We start from the raw sequence: 17,960 nt of genomic DNA, 5'->3' as shown, positions 1-17,960 counted from the left end.
TCGCATTAGCTCCACATTGTGGGTCGATCTGAGGAGCAGTTCCGAAACGAAGCCAGAAATCATCAGTCGGAAATTCTTATCCCGTTGGCATAGCCTGTTTGCTAGGAGAAATTGACATTATTTAACTCAATTTGCTATCGATCGAACCCAACGTGTAGACTCTCTTCCCCCGCTCCCCGCTCCCCGCTCCCCGCTTTTTAAATCCAGCAACACCATTACTTAACGATTTCATATAAAGTACTGCGTTGCCGATAATCACGATCGATCTCTCGAATTGCACCTTGCAGATCCGCAACCGACAAAGATGTCCCACCCTTAGCTCCTGCCATCGTGGTAATATGCTCCTCCATCAACGTTCCCCCCAAATCGTTGCATCCCCACATCAGAGCAGTTTTCGCGCCTTCTAGACCCAATTTGACCCAACTGGGTTGATGATTGGGGATGTGGTTGCCTAAGAAAATTCGGGCGACGGCAGTTAGCAACAGATTGTCAGCTAAAATCGGTTGATCGCGTCCGACACGACTGCGAAGAGGTGCGGGTGCGGATTCGCCTACGAAGGGGAGAATGATAAATTCGCTAATGCGAGCGGGATATTGCGATTCGATCGCATGTTTTTGGATCTGTTTTAATTGCTCTAAATGAGCGATTTGCTGGCTGGGTGTCTCGATATGTCCGGCTAACATGGTACTCGTTGTCGGCATTCCCAATCGATGCGCGGTAGTGATAATTTCAATCCACGTCGCACTATCGATCTTTTCAGGACAAATTACCCGCCGTACCGCATCATCCAATACTTCCGCCGCCGTCCCTGGCATCGAACCGACTCCAGCTTGCTGGAGGGCAATGATGACATCGGCATAACTCAATCCATCTTGACGCGCGATAAATTCGACTTCCTGCGGCGAAAAAGCATGGAGATGAAGCTGGGGAAAGGTGGTTTTGATGGCAGTGACTAACTCTACATAATAAGTCAGCGATCGACCCCCAATTTTCGCCCCTGGGTGCAATCCACCCTGCATACAAATTTCTGTTGCCGATAGTTCCACTGCGGCGGCGGCTTTAGCTAAAATCTGCTCGGTACTCAGCCAGAAAGCTCCGTCTGTCCCTTCATCGCGGCGAAAGGCACAAAAACTACAGTGCTGCTCGCAGATATTGGTAAAATTGATATTGCGGTTGATGACGTAGGTAACAGTATCGCCGACTTGCTTTTGGCGTAACCTATCGGCTGTAAGCCTAATTCGATCGATAATATCTGGAGCGGTTTGAGTCAGCAGCATTAGTGCATCTGCGGTAGAGATATCGTCGCCTTGCAAGGCTAGATCGAGAATCCGGTCGATCGTGTTAATGTCTGAAGCAGTTGGTGAAGTGATAATCTCAGACATATCGAGCCTTGTATCTACGCATCTATTTTAGTCAATTTAGACTCGTTGGCGTACCCTACCGATCGAGATCGATCGGGAATTTCAGACTTCTAATCCAGAATCTGGCCAATGATATAATAAAACAGGCATAACCTAGCTCCCGCAAATGTTCGGAGGTTTTATGACAATCGCTACCGTACTTAACTCACCTGTAAATACTCAGCCATTGCTACTCGATGTCAGCAATACAACACTGACTGTTACACCGGAGCAATTCGATCGTTTGTGCATCGATAATCCTGACTTAAGACTTGAATTAACTTCCGATCGAAAACTGATTGTTATGGCTCCAACAGGCGGCGAAAGTGGTCAGAGAAATGCAGATTTAGTCACTGACGTTAACATTTGGAATCGACAAACCGATCTAGGTCGAGTATTTGATTCCTCAACAGGCTATGACTTTACCGCGCTTGATGGTGGTAAACGATCTCCCGATGTTTCTTGGATTGAGAAATCGCGTTTAGAAGGAGTAGACATTAAAGGGTTTATTACAGTAGTCCCCGATTTTGTCATCGAGCTACGTTCTGCCACCGATAGCTTAACTGAGATACAAACCAAGATGAGAGAATATCAACAGTTGGGAGTACTATTAGGATTGCTCATCGATCCTCAAAATAGCAAAGTGGAAATTTATAGATCTGGACAAGAACCAGAAATTATAGAATCACCCGAATCAGTTAACTGTGGTGATGTCATGCCAGGTTTGGTACTAAGTATGAGTAGAATTTGGTAGTTTAGCTGGCGAATTAAAGCGATCGATCTGCGAGGGTTCGATCGATCTACAGTTCACCATATAATATCTATAGCGACCCTTTTTCTTGGGAGCAGTTATGACAGCAACACTCATTCAAAGCCCCGATCGGGTAGTTTTAAAGAATATCAGTTGGCAATCATATCAGTCTCTCATCATTGATTTTGAAAGAGAACCTGCGATGCGGCTGACTTACGATCGTGGTACCCTCGAAATCCGTATGCCCCTTGCGCCACATGAAACCTATAAAAAAATTCTCGGTCGCCTAATCGAGACAGCCACAGAAGAACTCGATTTAGAAATTCGCAGTTTGGGTTCGCTCACTTGTAGTCGAGAAGATCTCGCCAAAGGACTAGAACCAGACCAGTGTTATTACATCCAAAATGAGGCAATGGTTAGGGGTATCGAGCAAATCGATCTGACAAAGCTACCGCCACCAGATTTAGCCGTAGAAATCGACATTACCAGTAGTTCTCTGGATCGATTCTCAATTTATGCCGCTCTCAAAGTTCCAGAGATTTGGCGATATGATGGACAGATTTTGACTATCTATGAGTTAGTAGATAGTGAGTATGTCATTCGAGACAGCAGCCTTGCTTTACCACGATTAAAAACGGAAGACATTTTACGATTTCTAAGTTTGTCAGTATCGATGGGGGAAAACAATCTAGTGAAGCAGTTTCGTCAATGGTTGAAAACGATTGAATAATCAAGAGCTAAATTGATAATTTGATTGATGAGCAACAATCGACATAGGTACTTAATATTATGGATTATCCAATCTCAACATGCTTAGAAGAATCACCAATTTACCAAGCTGTTATTAAAGGCAAAATTGATGATGTCAGATCGAGCTTGGCTCATAAAGTTTTTAGTTGGGATTGGGCTGATGATGATGAAGATGACTACATTTTTAGGAACTCTTTGAATAAAGCTGTTGAGATAGATCGATCGGACATCGTAGCGATATTGCTTCAAGCCCATTTTGGTGATAATGGCTATGACAAGCGTAATTGGAAGCCTTGGTATGTTACAGAAGCATTAGAGACGGCAGCAAGACTTGGAAGACAAGAGATTGTCAGACAAGTTCTGGAAACAGAGCAAGACAACATTCGTAATATATCAAATGCTTTGGATAGCGGTGTGTGGAGTAGAAATATAACAATCCTTCAAATGCTTATGGATGCTGGAGCCAGCCCAAACGCCATAACTGATTGGGGCACACCTTTGATTGCGGCTACTAGTGCTGGAGATTTGAATGTTGTAAAATTCTTGATAGAAGCAGGCGCAGATCCAAATAAAGGGGTTGATATGAAGGGCTATTGTAGTCCCCTTTTATCTGCTGCTTTTGAAGGTCATCAAGATATTTTCGATTATCTATTACCATTCGTCACTGATGAGGAGGAGATTGAGGTAGCACAAGAGTACGTGTCAATTAAAAACACAGATAATTGTTAGAAATATGGTGCAATTATTGACGATTGACTCTAATCAGAGTATCTACTAATACCTCTTTTAGATTGATAGCTCGATCGATTCTATTTGCTAAAGCTTCCCAATTACGATCGTCAGAGCATACAATAATTCCTGCATGGTGAGAACAAGTTTTATGGAGTTTAATAAAATCACTCTTGTTTAAAGTAATCACAGCTCGATTTTCTTCAGTTGCAAAAGCCAACACCTCTGGATCGGGAATTTTTTGACCAGCTTTTCCTGCTGCTTGCACTGTTAAAACATCATGTCCCAATAAACGTAAAAATTCTACTACTGGAAAAGGAAATTGTTCGTCAGCATATAAACGTGCCATAAATTAAGCAGTCTCATTTTCCTGAATGGCTAAAGAAATCTCATCAGGATGAGCTTTTGCATAATTCCAAGCATTAACTAAATCGATTGCTGTAAGTTGAGGATAACTCTGGAGTAAGTCACCATCGCTGTAGCCAATCTGTTTGGCATTAACTAGCCCCCAGATGGTAATTCTAGTATTGACAATTCGAGCATTGCCACCACAAATCCCTGGTGTCTTTTCGATGCCAGTCCAGATAGTTCCTAAGCTCTGAGTTAATAATTGGATTGCTCGTTCTTTTTCGGGGACAGTCAACGATAGCAACTGGGATTCTATGTCTTTGAGGTTCATCGTCTAAAATAGCTATTCAGTGTGAATATTACTCGCGCTCCGTTTTTCAAAATCAGAGATCGTTCATCGATCACTTGTAGAGCTAGCATAATCTCTTCAGGATGAGCGTCTGCATATTCCCAGGCGGTGTCTAAATCGCTCTGGGTAAGCTGGGGACATATTAAAAGGATATCTCGATCGCTAAGTACTTAAGGCTTTCATCTTCTCGATCGAGCCTGCTACATCGGGTAACTTCTGCCCGTATTTTTCGGCTGTTTCCAACCATAGATCGGTAACAATTTTCAACTCGCCTAATACTTCCTCTATCGTTTCGCCTTGTGCCAAGCAGCCTTTCAATGCTGGAATTTCGGCAACATAACCACCTTCTTCGCAGGGGTAAATTACAATTGGATATTGCATTATTCTTCTTCCTCGTCTAATTCTATATCTGCTGATGCGATTAATTCCAAAACTTTGCGAACGTAAATTGCTTTGACTCGATTGTTATGCACGGGAATTACAAAGGTTGTTTCCGCATATTTAAAAACTTGGTGACTGCCTGTAACTCTATCGAGGTAAAATCCTTCATATTCTAGTAAATTGCGAATGTCGGCAAAAGTAGCATTCTGAGGACTATTTGTCAGCCGCTCTATTAGTTTTTCTCTTTTGCCCATTGCTACTGTAATCCGTTTTTAAAAACTAGGAATTATTCATCGATCGCTTGTAGAGCTAGCATAATCTCTTCAGGATGAGCGTCTGCATATTCCCAGGCGGTGTCTAGATCGCTCTGGGTAAGCTGGGGATACATCAACAGGAGATCTCGATCGCTACAGCCTAGATCCTGGGCGTTAACAAGCTCCCAGATGGCAATCTGGGTATTAGCGATGTAAGCTTCACCTTCGTTAATTTCTGGGGGTTTGGCAACTTCTGGCTGGGGACTCACCAAGCTGTGTGTCAATAATTGGATGACGCGCTCTTTTTCGGCGGGAGTCAATGCTAGTAATTGGGATTCTAAGTCTTTGAGCGTCATAATTTAAGATATAGCCTTAGATATCCAAACTAGAGGATTATTGATTCTATTATGCCTTACAGCCATCTTGATGAGAATAACGGACACAAATCCTTTCAACTACCTGGTTCGCGCCCTCATTATAATCCCGATCGACCCGGACAGGTCGAGCATATCAGTCTAGATTTGGTGCTGGATATTCCCAATTCTAGTTTTCACGGTACCTGTGCGATTCGGCTCAATCCAGTACGTAGCAATATCGATTCGCTGACACTCGATGCGGTGAATCTAAATATCGATCGCGTCCAAATCGATGGTACCGAATGCGCGTTTAATTATGATGGGGAATTATTGCACATTCCCGTGAAGGTTGATGTTACTGCTGGCAAGATTCTAGATTTAGTCATTTATTATGGTGTAAATAAACCGCAGCGCGGGATGTATTTTATCCATCCCGACGAACATTATCCTGACAAACCTACGCAAGTATGGACGCAGGGTGAAGATGAAGATTCGCGGTTTTGGTTTCCCTGTTTTGATTATCCGGGACAACTCGCCACTTCAGCAATTCGGGTGCAGGTACCGAAAGATTTTATGGCGATTTCTAATGGTGAATTAGTCGAGCAGACGATGTTTGGTGAAGATCGCGTTTATCAGTGGATGCAGAAGGAGATTCACCCGACATATTTGATGACGTTGGCGGTGGGCAGGTTTAGCGAGATTGCCGATAGTTGGAATGGCAAGCCCGTTACTTATTATGTCGAGCAAGGACTGGAAGAATCGGCAAATCTGAGTATGGGGAAAACTCCTCGGATGATCGAGTTCTTTAGTGAGAAATTTGGTTATCCTTATCCATATCCTAAATACGCCCAAGTTTGTGTCGCTGATTTCATCTTTGGTGGGATGGAAAATACTTCGACGACGTTATTAATGGATCGTTGCTTGTTAGACGAACGGGCATCTTTAGATAACTTTAATACCGAAAGTTTAGTCGCTCACGAACTGGCGCACCAATGGTTCGGCGATCTGGTAGTAATTAAGCACTGGTCGCACGCTTGGATTAAGGAAGGGATGGCTTCCTACTGTGAGGTATTGTGGACGGAGCATGAGTATGATAAAGACGAAGCTGCCTATTATTTACTTGGTGAAGCGCGTAATTATTTAAGTGAAGATAGCAGTCGCTATCGGCGTCCGATCGTCACTAATATCTATCGGGAAGCGATCGAGTTGTACGATCGTCATTTATATGAAAAAGGTGCCTGTGTCTATCACATGATTCGGGCAGAATTGGGCGATGAATTATTCGATCGATTTATTCATACATTCGTTCGCGATAACGCTCATAAAACTGTCGAAACGATCGATCTTTTACGCGCGATTGATAAAGCTACCGGACGTAATTTAGCCTTCCTGTTCGACCAATATGTCTATCGCGGCGGACATCCAGATTATAAGGTTGCCTATAGTTGGGATGGCGATAGTAAGTTGGCGAAGCTGACAGTGACTCAAACTCAAGCGAAAGAGGGCGTACATACGCTCGCAAACGATCTATTCGATCTCAAAATCCCGATCGGCTTTGGTTGCGTCAAAGATGGTATCGCTGATGTGAAAGTCACCAAAATTCGCGTCTACGAAAAAGAACAAGTTCTCTATTTCCCGCTCGAAACTAAACCCGATTTCATCAGCTTTGATGTCGGTAATAACTATTTAAAAACCGTCAGCCTCGAATACCCCTTACCCGAACTCAAAGCGCAGCTCAAGTCCGACCCCGACCCGATTTCGCGGATTTACGCTACAGTTGCGATCGCCAAAAAAGGTAGTCTCGAAGCCGTCAATGCTTTAACTGAATGTCTGGCTGATGAAAAATTCTGGGCGGTTCGACTCGAAGCAGCACAACAACTAGCAACGATTAAACTCGATCTCGCCGTCACCAATCTAGTTGCCAAAATCGGCGATGAAGATGCCTTCGTCCGTCGCGCGATCGTCGATGAATTGGGTAACATTAAAACACCCGAAACCTACGCCGCAATTAAACAACTCGTCGAAACAGGCGATGCTAGCTACTACGTCGAAGCCGCCGCCTGTCGCGCGCTGGGTGGAATGACGACCGCCAGCCTCAAAGACAAGCAGGAAGAGGCTATTAACCTGCTCACCGCAGTCCTCAATACCCGCTCTGGCTGGAATGAAGTCGTCCGTGCTGGTGCGATCGGTGGTTTGAGCAAAATGACCGATTCTGAAACCGCCCTCAAAACCGTCCTAGAGTATGTCAAACCGGGCGTACCTCAACCACTCCGTTTGACCTCAATTCGTGCTCTGGGAGCGATTTCTAACGGCCAATCCGAGCTAAATCTGAATACTATTGTCGAGAAATTCTCCGAACTCGCGCGCGAGTCATTCTTCCTGACTCAAGTCGCCGTCGTTGGTGGTTTGAGCCAGATAGAAACCGTCAAAGCGATCGGCGTATTACAAAGTTTAGCCGCTCACAGTCCTGACGGACGCGTCAAACGGATGGCTGATGAAGGCGTGCAAAAGGTACAGAAGAAAATCGGTACGGATGGAGCAGTAAAACAATTACGTGAGGAGCTAGAAGAAGTCAAGAAAACCAATCAAGAATTAAAAGGTCGTTTGGAAAATCTGGAAGCCAAGAGTAAATAGGCAACTCGAAATTTAGGGTAGGGGCAATTCATGAATTGTCACTCGTATCCTAAATTTCGGGGTTTGACCTTAAAATAAATCATTCCTGAATTCAGCAAAGCTTTTTACTATTTACTCGATCTCTGTTTGATGACACTCGATCGACAAATGCTCGATCGAGTCAAATCTTTTTATGGTAGGTTGGGCTGAAGCCTGAAACATAATATTTCTATGATGCTGGTGTGTTAGTTAGGTTTCGCTTTGCTCTACCCAACCTACAAATCTTATTTAACTCAAACAAGTGATAATACCTTCATCATGACTGGAAACTAAGGTATAAAAGTCTTTAAATCTCTGAAATTCTTCCTGTAAGTAATGAAAGTATTCATCACTTTCTCGATCGTGAATCTTGTAAACGCTAGCTTGGCTCATTGCTAATGGATTCCAATGGGCACTAAACATCTCTATCGAGGTTATTTGGAGTTTTTTCTCAATGTCGTTGACTTCACTGGGATCTAGATAGAAAATGTGAGAATCAATTACTGTTTTGCTCGTCTCATTTAATGGCGATCCACCAAATATAGCTTTTTTAACCCAATCAGATTCAGCCACTTCTTCACAATTGCGCCGACCTGGAGAGAGTAGATAATAAAATTTATCCCATACTCGACCGATGTGTAGGTTTCGATGTTCGAGATCGGGATATTGTTGAATTAATTTGCAAGCCTCTTTAACAAACTCAATTGGTAATTGATAGTCTTCTTCATCTTCGTCTACTTCTCTTTCTCTTTCTAATTCTGCCTCAGAATCGGAGAGATATAACTCGAAAAACTGTAAATGCTCGCCAAAATTTGGCTCTTGACGAGAGCGAGCTAGTAATTGGCAGTTTGGTATTGCTTGATATCCCATATCCAAACCCATATCTAACAGCACTTGGCAAGTTACGAGCAGAGAAAAATATGATTGAGGAGATTAAGCAGGAATCAGCACCTGCAAAACTTGCTCACAGCTATGGTTTTGGTCAAATAGACCTTGTACCAGATGCAGCATTTGTAGGTAAGCGAAACTGAGTCAAACTATAAAGTTGCTGTCCTATCGTTTGCTGATGTTGAGTTAATTCTAGCGTTAGTACTCCGTTGTCGAAAGCATAGTCTGCTTGTGGAAATGCGCCTTCTGACTCGACTTGACGCACAATATCCACTGCTATTTCAGTTCGTTTTCGGTACGTCAATCTGTTGTGCTGATAATGCAATAGCTCGACTAACCTTTGCATTAATTGTTCTTGGCTCTGATAACTTTCTTGCGCCGTCATTTGCAAATACTTTTTTTCCTCTTTACTAAAATCTGGTAATTGGACTTCGGCAGCAATCCCATCAATTCGTTCGGGATTGGCGATTGTTGCGGTCACTACTGTCTGATAATTACTCATACATCGATTGACATAATCATAACTGCGCTTGACTCCGTAGATTTCTAATCCGTATTCATGATGAGATAATGTCCAATCTAAGCTGATTATTTCTCTCCCTACTCCTCGGTGCTTTTGCCCTACTATTTGTCGATGCTGTGTCATTAATTTTTCACTACTCCATCCCGCTTCAAAGACAGCGGAGTGCATCGCTCTTCTGGTTGCACCTTCTGTTTGGGGGTACACCTGTTGGGCGTAAATTCCTTGCAGTGTCTTGTTTTCACTTAATATCAATCCGCTGACATACCGACTGATATGCTCGAATCCTTCGGCTCTACAAAAGACCTCTCGATACTCGCTCAGTTGTTTGGCGATGGTTTTGGGCACTCCGACCAAGGGAATCATCGCAATGCTCCTGGTGTTTCCCACTTGAGGATTACTCTATTTTCCCTCGGTTTATTTTTCTTTTCCCGTAACTTGCCAAGTGCTGTCTACACATGTTGGCAAATGACGATCGCTCGATTTACTTTTTAGGTGTTTGCAAACCCAAACTCCCATGAAAATCTTGCTGCACCTTGTGAGTCAATTGCCGTGAGACACGATTGACTATTTGTTTTAAGAGTTTATCGCCAGTACCTTGGATGACACCTGTCGGTAACTTATAAATAAACTTGGGAAACTGGATCGATACCTTCAAGTCGAGATCCCATTCGATCTGCGTGCCCAATTGTTGGCCATTTACTGTCTCTACCAGGCGCATCTGGGCATTGAAACTCACTTCATAACCTGGAGGAGTATAATCGGGAATGGCAAGGGTTTTGATGCGATATACCCCGCTATCCTGCGGCAATAATTCCAGCCCGATCTTGGGTTCGACGGCATAGCCAAACGAACTAAACTTACCAATTGTCAGTGCATAACCATTTTTACCGAGTTGGCTGGCTGTCATCGGATGAGCGCAACGCGTAAACCAGCCCTGATGAGCATCCAAATATTTCGCTACCGTCTGAACATCTGCGCCCATCAGCATGGCATCTGCGAACCGATAGCTAAAACAAAACGGTTGGAGTTGCTTCGTATCGATGGACACCAGATCTCGCTGTTCTAATTCAGGATTCATCACGATCGAACTCTGTGTTTCGCTGTTTTTCTCTAGTGTTGTTACTGGCATCTCCTGCTTTATCCCGTTGATGTGCTGGCTGTATGGTATTGGTAAAAATGCACTGACTTATAAGTTCTATTTACAAGCTGACAGTGGTGAAAACCGGAAAATTTAAATTAATTGACGTAAAAGTTAATTTAAGATTTACCGCTCTTATTGTTGTACGGTGAGGCTTTGGAGCCGACTCGATCGGTCGATCTCCAGCTAATCTGTTATCGATCGACTCGTTTAGCCTGCAATTTCCTGACGGAATACACCCTTTTAATTGTTTCTATATTTAACATAAGAGATAAGACCGCTAAACCTAAAATTTATTCTAACCAAAACGAAATGAAGGCATTTGTAGCAGGCGCGACCGGAGAAACCGGACGAAGAATCGTGCGGGAGTTAGTCAGTCGGCAGATTCCCGTGCGGGCAATGGTGCGAGATCTCGCCACAGCACGAACTATTTTACCAGCGGAGGCCGAACTAGTTGTCGGCGATGTCCTCAATCTCGATAGTATTAATACTGCGATTGGTGACAGTACCGTAATTCTCTGTGCCACTGGAGCTAAACCCAGTCTCGATCCAACTGGCCCGTATCAGGTCGATTTTGAAGGCACCAAAAATTTGGTAAATGCCGCCAAAGCTCACAATATCGAGCAGTTTGTGTTTGTCTCGTCGCTGTGCGTGTCGAAGTTTTTCCATCCTCTCAATCTGTTTTGGTTGATCTTGTGGTGGAAACAACAAGCCGAACAGTATCTCAAAAATAGCGGACTCAACTATACGATCGTGCGTCCGGGCGGACTCAAAAATGATGATAATCCTAACCCCGTAATTATGTCGGGAGCGGATACCCTCTTTGATGGTAGTATACCTAGACAAAAGGTGGCTCAGGTGTGCGTTGAGTCACTCGCCAACCCTAAAGCCCGAAATAAAGTTTTAGAAGTCGTCAGCGCGCCTACAGCAGTAGCCAAAAGTTGGGAAGAGCTATTTGCCAGCGTGTAGTTAGTAAGAGGATAGTAACCGAAGTTGTTAGTTATGTTAATTAACCCTAGCAATGGCCATCTCTGCTACACGAGTAACTCGCGATCGGTTATCTTTAGTTGGTAGTTATTATCCTTGCGATCTCGATCTCTAGCTGCTCATCCGACATGGATATCCTCAAACCCAGCCGTGTTAAACCGATCGCGATCGCGATCGGTTGTCTAGTTTCACTTTGCTTATTATTAATTTTGCGCCAACCATCTCGGCGTCTAAAGCAGAATCCCATCTTCGATACTGTGCGCCATCCACCCTTGGTGATGACAGGCGGCAATCCATACATTCGCGCCTTGATGCGGACGATCTCGGCCAGTGAAGCAAACGATCGACAACCATATTCGGTCATATATGGTGGCAGCCATGCCAAGACGCTCGATCGTCATCCTGAAAAGTGCGTTCGGATCGTGAGCGGGCCGAATATTAATAATTGTTCCACAGCAGCGGGACGCTATCAGATGATTAATACGACTTGGTTTGCCATGGCGCAGAAATATCATCCTCAACCCGATTGCCTGTTATTCGTTTTTTATTGTAATTATAGTTTCGAGTCAGAGTATCAAGACGCAGTAGTTCACGCTTGGCTCAGTGACGAAAGTGCCTGGAATATGAATATTCCCCAGATGTTGAAAGATGACAAACTAGAGGAGGTCAGAAAGCGGTTGTCGAGTACCTGGACGAGCTTGGGATATGGGATCGAAACTAATCGAATCACGCCCAGGTTAGCAGGTATTTATCAGAAGGTATTGCAGGAAGAATTGGGAAAGAAAAACTAAGTATAGCGTTGTGACATTTATTTCGATCTTTCTCCACTAATGGCTAATATCGAGATTAAAGCAGTCATTAGTTGGCAAACTCATGGCAATATAAACAACAGTTTCTATCCACTATTCCCTATCCCCTATCTCCTACCAAATAGTTGAATCGCCAGAAAAACATCACCGCAGAAATCGCAATCCCGATCGATTGTCCGAGCCATAAGCCGCTGCCACCTAATGATGTATGAAATCCCAACCAATAGCCACTTGTCAAGCCAATGCCCCAAAATGCCAAGAAACTGAGGATCGCCGGAATGCGGGTATCTTGTAAACCATAAAGCGCGCCCATGATAATTTTTTGAGGGCCATCTAAAATCTGCGAAATAGCGGCGATTGTCATAATGCCAGTAGCAAAAGGAACGACATTTACATTGCGCGGATCTTGCAAGTCGAGAAAAATACCGATGATTCGATCGGGAAATAACAGCAAAATTGCGGCCATTAATAACATAAATCCTAACCCGATCGCGACACCAACATAGCCAGCTCGAATCGCACCGACGCGGTTATTTTGACCGATTTCTTGGCCGACGCGAATGGTGGCAGCGTAAGACATAGCGAGCGGTACCATGAAGGTAATTGCAACTGTTTGCAGGACGACTTGATGTGCGGCGAGGACTTCGGTGCCGAGTAAACCCATCAAATAAGTAACGATCGTAAATAGGCCGATTTCTAAGGCTGTGGAAATACCGATTGGTACGCCGACGCGAATTAATGATATTATAATTTGTCGATCGAATCGATAAATGTGACGAAAGAATCGATAAGTTTTGAGTTCTTTATGGGTCAAAATATAACTGAGTAAAGCCAGAAACATCACCCAAAGCGCGAAGATACTGGCTACTGCTAAACCAGCAATGCCCAATTGGGGAAAACCAAATTTACCAAAGCCTAAAACATAGTCGCCAATGATGTTAATTATCGTCCCACCGATCGCGATCGACATGACGATCCGCGTATGAGACATCGCAGAAACGACACTGCGGAGCAATGCAAAACCTAGTGCGGGAAAGAAGCCCCACACCATTATATCTAGATAAGTATTACCTAAAACCACCGTCGTTTCAGCCTGTCCCAACTGACGCATTAAGATATCGAAGTTAGCAATGGCAAACGAAATTGGAATGGCTAAACCGATTACCAGCAAACAGCCTTGCTGAACGACACGCTCGATTTGCTGCCGATCTCCAGCACCATAAGCCGTAGCCACGATCGGACTTACGCCCATCAGGATACCCGACGTGGTATACAGAAAAACACTGAAGGTCAGTGCTGCTAATCCACCCGCAGCGAGGGTTTCTAGCCCGATCCGCCCCATCATTAAGGTATCGACAAACCCGATCGCGGCTTGAGAAAGTTGGACGCCAACTATGGGGAGAGCCAGTGTGAGGAATGCTTTGCATTCGCTAAAAAGCAACGAGCTATTCGAGATGGATCTGCTGTCGTTCATTTGCTCCAAATTGTGTGGGGTAAAATTGTCAGCTAGTCAAGACAGATCCCCGACTTCTTGGCGAAGTCGGGGATCTGTGAGTAACGATGCTGTCACTATTTCATTTTGTCTGGCTCGATGTTGATGAACGGTAGCGCGCCATTTCCGCCCATCACTTGGGGAAACTTGCCATCCCACTTATCGATCGCTTGTTTCTGCAATAATTCGGCTGTTAGCGTCTCCCGCAACAGCCGTTGAGCTTCGGCTTGACCCTTGGCGCGATTGACGTTGGCTTCGGCTTCCTGTTCGGCTTCTTGAGCCACGTAGACTGCTCTTTGGGCGCGTTGTTCGGCGATTTGTTTTTCTTCTACCGCTTTAGAAAATTCTGGTGAAAAGTCTAAATCGACCACGCTCGTATCGAGGACGATAATGCCGTATTTCTCTAAACGATTGCCCAGAGCCAGGTCGAAGTCTTGCTTGAGTTCGTCGCGTTTGGTAATTGCTTCTTCTACCGTCCGCCGTGCGGCAGCAATTTTAAAAGATTCTTGGGTTTGGGGGGCGATAATTTTCGAGACGATATTTTCGAGGGTACCTTGAGTACGGCGGATAGTCACCACTTGTAGCGGATCGAGCCGAAAGTTAATCGCGAAACGGGCACTCAAATCTTGCAAATCCTTAGTCGAACTCTGGGCGGGTACTTCAAATTTCTGCACGGTGATATCGTAAACATCCACCTTGCCCACTAATGGCGGCTTGAAGTGAACTCCTTCTAGCAGTACGCCATCGCCAGCTTTACCCAAGACGCTCACTACCCCAGCTTGACCGGGATTGATGACCACAAAGGAATTCAATCCGATAAACAATACAATGACGGCAAAGCCAATGGCTAATATTTGTTGCCAGTTAGATTTCGTACGATTTTCCATAAGAACGGCTTTGCCAACAGTAATTTATACTACTTTTATCTTCCATCTTCTAGTTTAGAGCTGGAACGAGATTTGTGTTGGCAACCAGACAAAACCTAGAAACCCGACTTCTAGAGAAGTCGGGTTTCTGACTGAGGCTAAAACTGACTTAGGAACCGCAAATCGCTACCATAAAGCTTGCGAATGTCATCGATTTGATGTAGTACCATTGCCAGACGCTCGACTCCGAATCCAGCCGCAAAGCCGCTATAAACCTCTGGATCGTGCCCTACCTTCGTTAATACATTCGGGTCTACCATCCCACAACCCATAATTTCCAGCCATTGCCCTTGCCATTGCACATCGACTTCGGCGGAAGGTTCGGTGAAGGGGAAATAACTAGCGCGGAACCGAATCGGCAACTCCATCCCAAAGGCTTGGGTTAAAAATTCTTTAATGGTACCTTTGAGATCGGTGAACGTCAGATCTGGTGCGATCGCGAGAATTTCAATTTGATGGAAAACGGCTGAATGCGTCGCATCGACGGTATCGCGACGATAACAACGTCCGGGAGAAATAATCCGAATCGGTGGCTCGTTCTCCTCCATATAGTGGATTTGCACCGAGGAGGTATGAGTACGGAGCAAATTGCCATCGGGCAGGTAGAATGTATCCTGCATATCCCGTGCGGGATGATCTGGTGGCGTATTGAGAGCCTCAAAGTTATAATAATCTGTCTCCATTTCTGGCCCCGTAGCCACGGTGTAACCCATGCCGACGAAAATATCGACCATTCGATCGATAGTAGAGTTAATCGGATGAATTCGCCCTTGAGGATGATAGACTCCAGGCATGGTCACATCGAGTGTTTCGGCGGCTAGTTGTGCCTGAATTTGAGCGGCTTGGAGATCGGTTTTCGATCGATCGAGTTGTGCTTGAATTGCATCTTTGACGACGTTTGCCGCCGCGCCAATTGCTGGACGTTCTTCAGCAGACAGTTTGCCCATCCCGCCCAAGATTTTAGAGATTTCGCCTTTTTTGCCTAAGTAATCGACTCGCAGTTGTTCTAATGCTTCTAGGGTCTGCACTTGAGAGATCGAGTCTAATGCTGTCGCTTGGAGTGTCGCTAGTTGTTGTTCGAGATCGCTCATTAGTATCGCCGTGCCAGATTTTCACATTAACTGTTTGCCAATCTCGATTCTAACCGAAGCAGGTAGATCTGGAGTAATGGGTAATGGGTAATTGAGTATGTAGGTGGGGTTGAGGCACGAAACCCAACAGCATCAATGTTGCAGCACTTACAGCAAATTCCGTTCAAATGAACCACAGTTGGTAGGGTGTGTTATCCCGCTAGGGTAACGCACCATCCTAGATTTTAGTGTGGTGTATTAGATCTCAAACTGCTGTAAATCTCCCGATCGAGTCTGCTGTCGGTGGAAGGGTAGATGGGAAGAAATGGAATAAAGTTAGCGTTGATAACGTGAAGTGACTAATTTACCAGCAAGTTGAATGGCGGCTTTCATACTCCGATCGTCAGCAATGCCCAATTTGGCAATATCGAATGCAGTGCCATGGTCTGGCGAGGTGCGCACGTATGGTAACCCAATGGTGGTGTTAATCGCTCGATCGAATGCCATTAATTTGACAGGAATCAACCCCTGATCGTGATAGAGAGCTAAATAAGCATCTGCCGCTTGGGGCTGGGGATGGGTGCCAAACCAGGCTTGTCCTGGCTTAACCCACATCGTATCTGGCGGTAAGAGTCCGAGCAGTTTGTATTGAGGATAGATTTCGCGCTCTCGATCCAACCAATCGTCCATCCACTCCACTTCTTCGCGTCCGAGTTGTCCCCCTTCGCCGCTGTGCGGATTCAAACCCGCGATCGCGATCGTGCCTGAATCTAGTCCAAAATCTACCTGCAAACACTCAACTAATAACCCTAACTTGAGACTGAGTAATTCAGGCGTGAGTGTCTGAGCAACTCTGTCGAGTGGCAGATGTGTGGTCGCAAGTAAAGTTCTTAAAGTCCAACCAGTGTGGGGGGAAATGCCCACAAATAGCATCCCAAAGCGGTCTATTTTCGCCTTGGAGGCCAGTAATTCAGTTTGTCCGGGAAAATGATGTCCAGCAGCCAACCAGGACGATTTAGCGATGGGTGCGGTGACTACAGCGTCAAATTCGCCTGCTAAGGTACGATCGATCGCCAGATCCAAATATTTAAAACTCGCCGCACCGCTAGCTGCATTGCCCAATCCGATGGTGATGCCATCGCGAATTGCTGGCGGGAGTGAGACATCGATAATATTTAAGTCAGCCGGATTGGCAAGATCGACTGTTGAGGGTACTTGCTGGCGCAAATAGTCATATCGCTCGATTAATAATTCTCGATTGCCGATGAGCGTCAGCTCGCTCTCAGCTAAAGATCGATCGCTCAAAGCCTTGAGGACAACTTCTGTCCCGATGCCTGCGGGGTCGCCTAATGTCACGATTAATCTAGGTTTGCTCATGGTTGGCCAGAAGATGTGCCTAAAGGAACTACTCTATACATTGTGACCTTTCCAATCGCGAGCGAGCAGGGCATAAACGCGATGGTCTACAAATCGATCGTAAAGCCATTCAGCATCCCGCGCCATACCTTCATACTTAAAACCGAGCCGTTCGGGAATCGCACGACTGCGGTGGTTTTCACAAGCACAAGCAATAACTAAGCGATTGAGATTGAGGCTACTAAAAGCATAATCGATTAAGCTTTGACAAGATGCACTCATAATGCCCCGACCGCGATGAGACGGTGCCAGCCAATAACCGATATAACCGATGCGATTGGCACGATCGATCCAGTTTAAGCCGATCGTACCGACAATCTGACGCTGTTCTAATAAACTGGATTTGCTGCCATAACAGATCGCCGCAACGAATCCTTCTTCATGCGCGAACTGCTGTTGGGTAGCGGCAATAAATTTGTGGGTATCGTCAACCCGCACGATCGAATCCAACCACGGCAACCATTGGCGCAGATCGCCCCGATGGGCATCTGTCAGGGCAAATAACTCTCGATCGTCCCGCAGATCGAGTAAGCGCAACTCATGTACATCGCTAACTTCGCAGTGAAACATCAACACCGACCAGGATTAACAGGATTTAAGGATTAACAGGATTAAGCGATCGGTACTATCTACCTAACCATAACCCATCATCTATTATTACCCATTACCCATTACCCACCCACTCATCCACCCATCCACCCATCCACTCATCCACCCATCCACTCATCCACCCATCCACCC

General features: G+C 45.2%; 20 protein-coding genes. 6 read left to right on the top strand and 14 right to left on the bottom strand.

Going from position 1 to position 17,960, the window contains the following annotated elements; all coding sequences use genetic code 11:
- Window positions 1-215: 215 nt before the first annotated feature.
- Window positions 216-1,382, bottom strand: a complete 1,167-nt coding sequence (gene cofH, locus C7B77_RS07170; RefSeq protein ID WP_106302092.1) for a 7,8-didemethyl-8-hydroxy-5-deazariboflavin synthase subunit CofH — start codon at window positions 1,380-1,382, stop codon at window positions 216-218.
- Window positions 1,383-1,542: 160 nt separating this feature from the next.
- Between cofH and C7B77_RS07165 the strand changes: the two genes are divergently transcribed.
- The 3 genes from C7B77_RS07165 to C7B77_RS07155 all read left to right on the top strand — a co-directional run bounded on the left by C7B77_RS07165 (window position 1,543) and on the right by C7B77_RS07155 (window position 3,630).
- A complete protein-coding gene (locus C7B77_RS07165; protein ID WP_106302096.1) occupies window positions 1,543-2,154 on the top strand; it encodes a Uma2 family endonuclease in 612 nt (203 codons plus the stop codon).
- A gap of 97 nt (window positions 2,155-2,251) precedes the next feature.
- Window positions 2,252-2,881, top strand: coding sequence for a Uma2 family endonuclease (locus C7B77_RS07160; RefSeq protein ID WP_106302089.1), 630 nt, complete (start codon window positions 2,252-2,254; stop codon window positions 2,879-2,881).
- 59 nt (window positions 2,882-2,940) lie between these two features.
- Entirely contained in the window at window positions 2,941-3,630 is a 690-nt protein-coding gene (locus tag C7B77_RS07155; RefSeq protein WP_106302086.1) for an ankyrin repeat domain-containing protein, read from the top strand.
- A 13-nt stretch (window positions 3,631-3,643) separates the two neighbouring features.
- Here C7B77_RS07155 and C7B77_RS07150 read toward each other — a convergent pair whose 3' ends face one another.
- The 5 genes from C7B77_RS07150 to C7B77_RS07130 form a co-directional block, all read right to left on the bottom strand.
- The gene (locus C7B77_RS07150; protein WP_106302083.1) at window positions 3,644-3,979 is read right to left on the bottom strand and encodes a DUF5615 family PIN-like protein; all 336 of its coding nucleotides are present in this window, start codon (window positions 3,977-3,979) and stop codon (window positions 3,644-3,646) included.
- Window positions 3,980-3,982: 3 nt separating this feature from the next.
- On the bottom strand, window positions 3,983-4,309 hold the full coding sequence (locus C7B77_RS07145; protein WP_106302080.1) for a DUF433 domain-containing protein: 327 nt from the start codon (window positions 4,307-4,309) through the stop codon (window positions 3,983-3,985).
- Window positions 4,310-4,489: 180 nt separating this feature from the next.
- On the bottom strand, window positions 4,490-4,708 hold the full coding sequence (locus C7B77_RS07140; protein WP_106302077.1) for a type II toxin-antitoxin system HicB family antitoxin: 219 nt from the start codon (window positions 4,706-4,708) through the stop codon (window positions 4,490-4,492).
- A complete protein-coding gene (locus C7B77_RS07135) occupies window positions 4,708-4,962 on the bottom strand; it encodes a type II toxin-antitoxin system HicA family toxin (RefSeq protein WP_106302074.1) in 255 nt (84 codons plus the stop codon). The genes C7B77_RS07140 and C7B77_RS07135 overlap by 1 nt, the downstream gene beginning before the upstream one ends.
- A 32-nt stretch (window positions 4,963-4,994) precedes the next feature.
- Window positions 4,995-5,318, bottom strand: a complete 324-nt coding sequence (locus tag C7B77_RS07130) for a DUF433 domain-containing protein (RefSeq protein WP_106302071.1) — start codon at window positions 5,316-5,318, stop codon at window positions 4,995-4,997.
- 51 nt (window positions 5,319-5,369) lie between these two features.
- Between C7B77_RS07130 and C7B77_RS07125 the strand changes: the two genes are divergently transcribed.
- Window positions 5,370-7,952: a M1 family metallopeptidase gene (locus C7B77_RS07125; RefSeq protein ID WP_106302068.1), complete on the top strand. Its 2,583-nt coding sequence runs from the start codon at window positions 5,370-5,372 to the stop codon at window positions 7,950-7,952.
- 267 nt (window positions 7,953-8,219) lie between these two features.
- Here C7B77_RS07125 and C7B77_RS07120 read toward each other — a convergent pair whose 3' ends face one another.
- The 3 genes from C7B77_RS07120 to C7B77_RS07110 all read right to left on the bottom strand — a co-directional run bounded on the left by C7B77_RS07120 (window position 8,220) and on the right by C7B77_RS07110 (window position 10,510).
- Window positions 8,220-8,840: a DUF1877 family protein gene (locus tag C7B77_RS07120; RefSeq protein ID WP_219892021.1), complete on the bottom strand. Its 621-nt coding sequence runs from the start codon at window positions 8,838-8,840 to the stop codon at window positions 8,220-8,222.
- Between the two features lie 112 nt (window positions 8,841-8,952).
- Entirely contained in the window at window positions 8,953-9,744 is a 792-nt protein-coding gene (locus C7B77_RS07115) for a hypothetical protein (protein WP_245894100.1), read from the bottom strand.
- Window positions 9,745-9,862: 118 nt separating this feature from the next.
- Complete coding sequence (locus C7B77_RS07110; protein ID WP_106302062.1) at window positions 9,863-10,510, bottom strand: DUF1997 domain-containing protein; 648 nt, start codon at window positions 10,508-10,510, stop codon at window positions 9,863-9,865.
- Between the two features lie 321 nt (window positions 10,511-10,831).
- On the opposite strand from C7B77_RS07110, the gene C7B77_RS07105 reads away from it, so the two are divergent.
- Together C7B77_RS07105 and C7B77_RS07100 are read left to right on the top strand one after the other, a co-directional pair.
- A complete protein-coding gene (locus C7B77_RS07105; RefSeq protein ID WP_106302094.1) occupies window positions 10,832-11,488 on the top strand; it encodes an SDR family oxidoreductase in 657 nt (218 codons plus the stop codon).
- A 146-nt stretch (window positions 11,489-11,634) separates the two neighbouring features.
- Window positions 11,635-12,297, top strand: a complete 663-nt coding sequence (locus tag C7B77_RS07100; protein ID WP_106302059.1) for a glycoside hydrolase family 24 protein — start codon at window positions 11,635-11,637, stop codon at window positions 12,295-12,297.
- Window positions 12,298-12,415: 118 nt separating this feature from the next.
- Here C7B77_RS07100 and C7B77_RS07095 read toward each other — a convergent pair whose 3' ends face one another.
- The 5 genes from C7B77_RS07095 to C7B77_RS07075 all read right to left on the bottom strand — a co-directional run bounded on the left by C7B77_RS07095 (window position 12,416) and on the right by C7B77_RS07075 (window position 17,789).
- The gene (locus C7B77_RS07095) at window positions 12,416-13,789 is read right to left on the bottom strand and encodes an MATE family efflux transporter (protein WP_106302056.1); all 1,374 of its coding nucleotides are present in this window, start codon (window positions 13,787-13,789) and stop codon (window positions 12,416-12,418) included.
- Window positions 13,790-13,884: 95 nt separating this feature from the next.
- On the bottom strand, window positions 13,885-14,694 hold the full coding sequence (locus C7B77_RS07090; RefSeq protein WP_106302054.1) for a prohibitin family protein: 810 nt from the start codon (window positions 14,692-14,694) through the stop codon (window positions 13,885-13,887).
- 137 nt (window positions 14,695-14,831) lie between these two features.
- Window positions 14,832-15,824 carry a phenylalanine--tRNA ligase subunit alpha gene (gene pheS, locus C7B77_RS07085; protein ID WP_106302051.1) on the bottom strand — a complete coding sequence of 331 codons (993 nt, stop codon included), beginning with the start codon at window positions 15,822-15,824 and terminating at the stop codon, window positions 14,832-14,834.
- A gap of 315 nt (window positions 15,825-16,139) precedes the next feature.
- Complete coding sequence (gene pdxA, locus C7B77_RS07080; protein WP_106302048.1) at window positions 16,140-17,180, bottom strand: 4-hydroxythreonine-4-phosphate dehydrogenase PdxA; 1,041 nt, start codon at window positions 17,178-17,180, stop codon at window positions 16,140-16,142.
- A 33-nt stretch (window positions 17,181-17,213) separates the two neighbouring features.
- Complete coding sequence (locus C7B77_RS07075) at window positions 17,214-17,789, bottom strand: GNAT family N-acetyltransferase (protein WP_106302045.1); 576 nt, start codon at window positions 17,787-17,789, stop codon at window positions 17,214-17,216.
- Window positions 17,790-17,960: the final 171 nt, after the last annotated feature.

Source organism: Chamaesiphon polymorphus CCALA 037, assembly GCF_003003845.1.
In the GTDB taxonomy this organism is placed as follows: Bacteria; Cyanobacteriota; Cyanobacteriia; order Cyanobacteriales; family Chamaesiphonaceae; genus Chamaesiphon; species Chamaesiphon polymorphus.
This window is presented reverse-complemented; position numbering and strand designations above follow the sequence as displayed.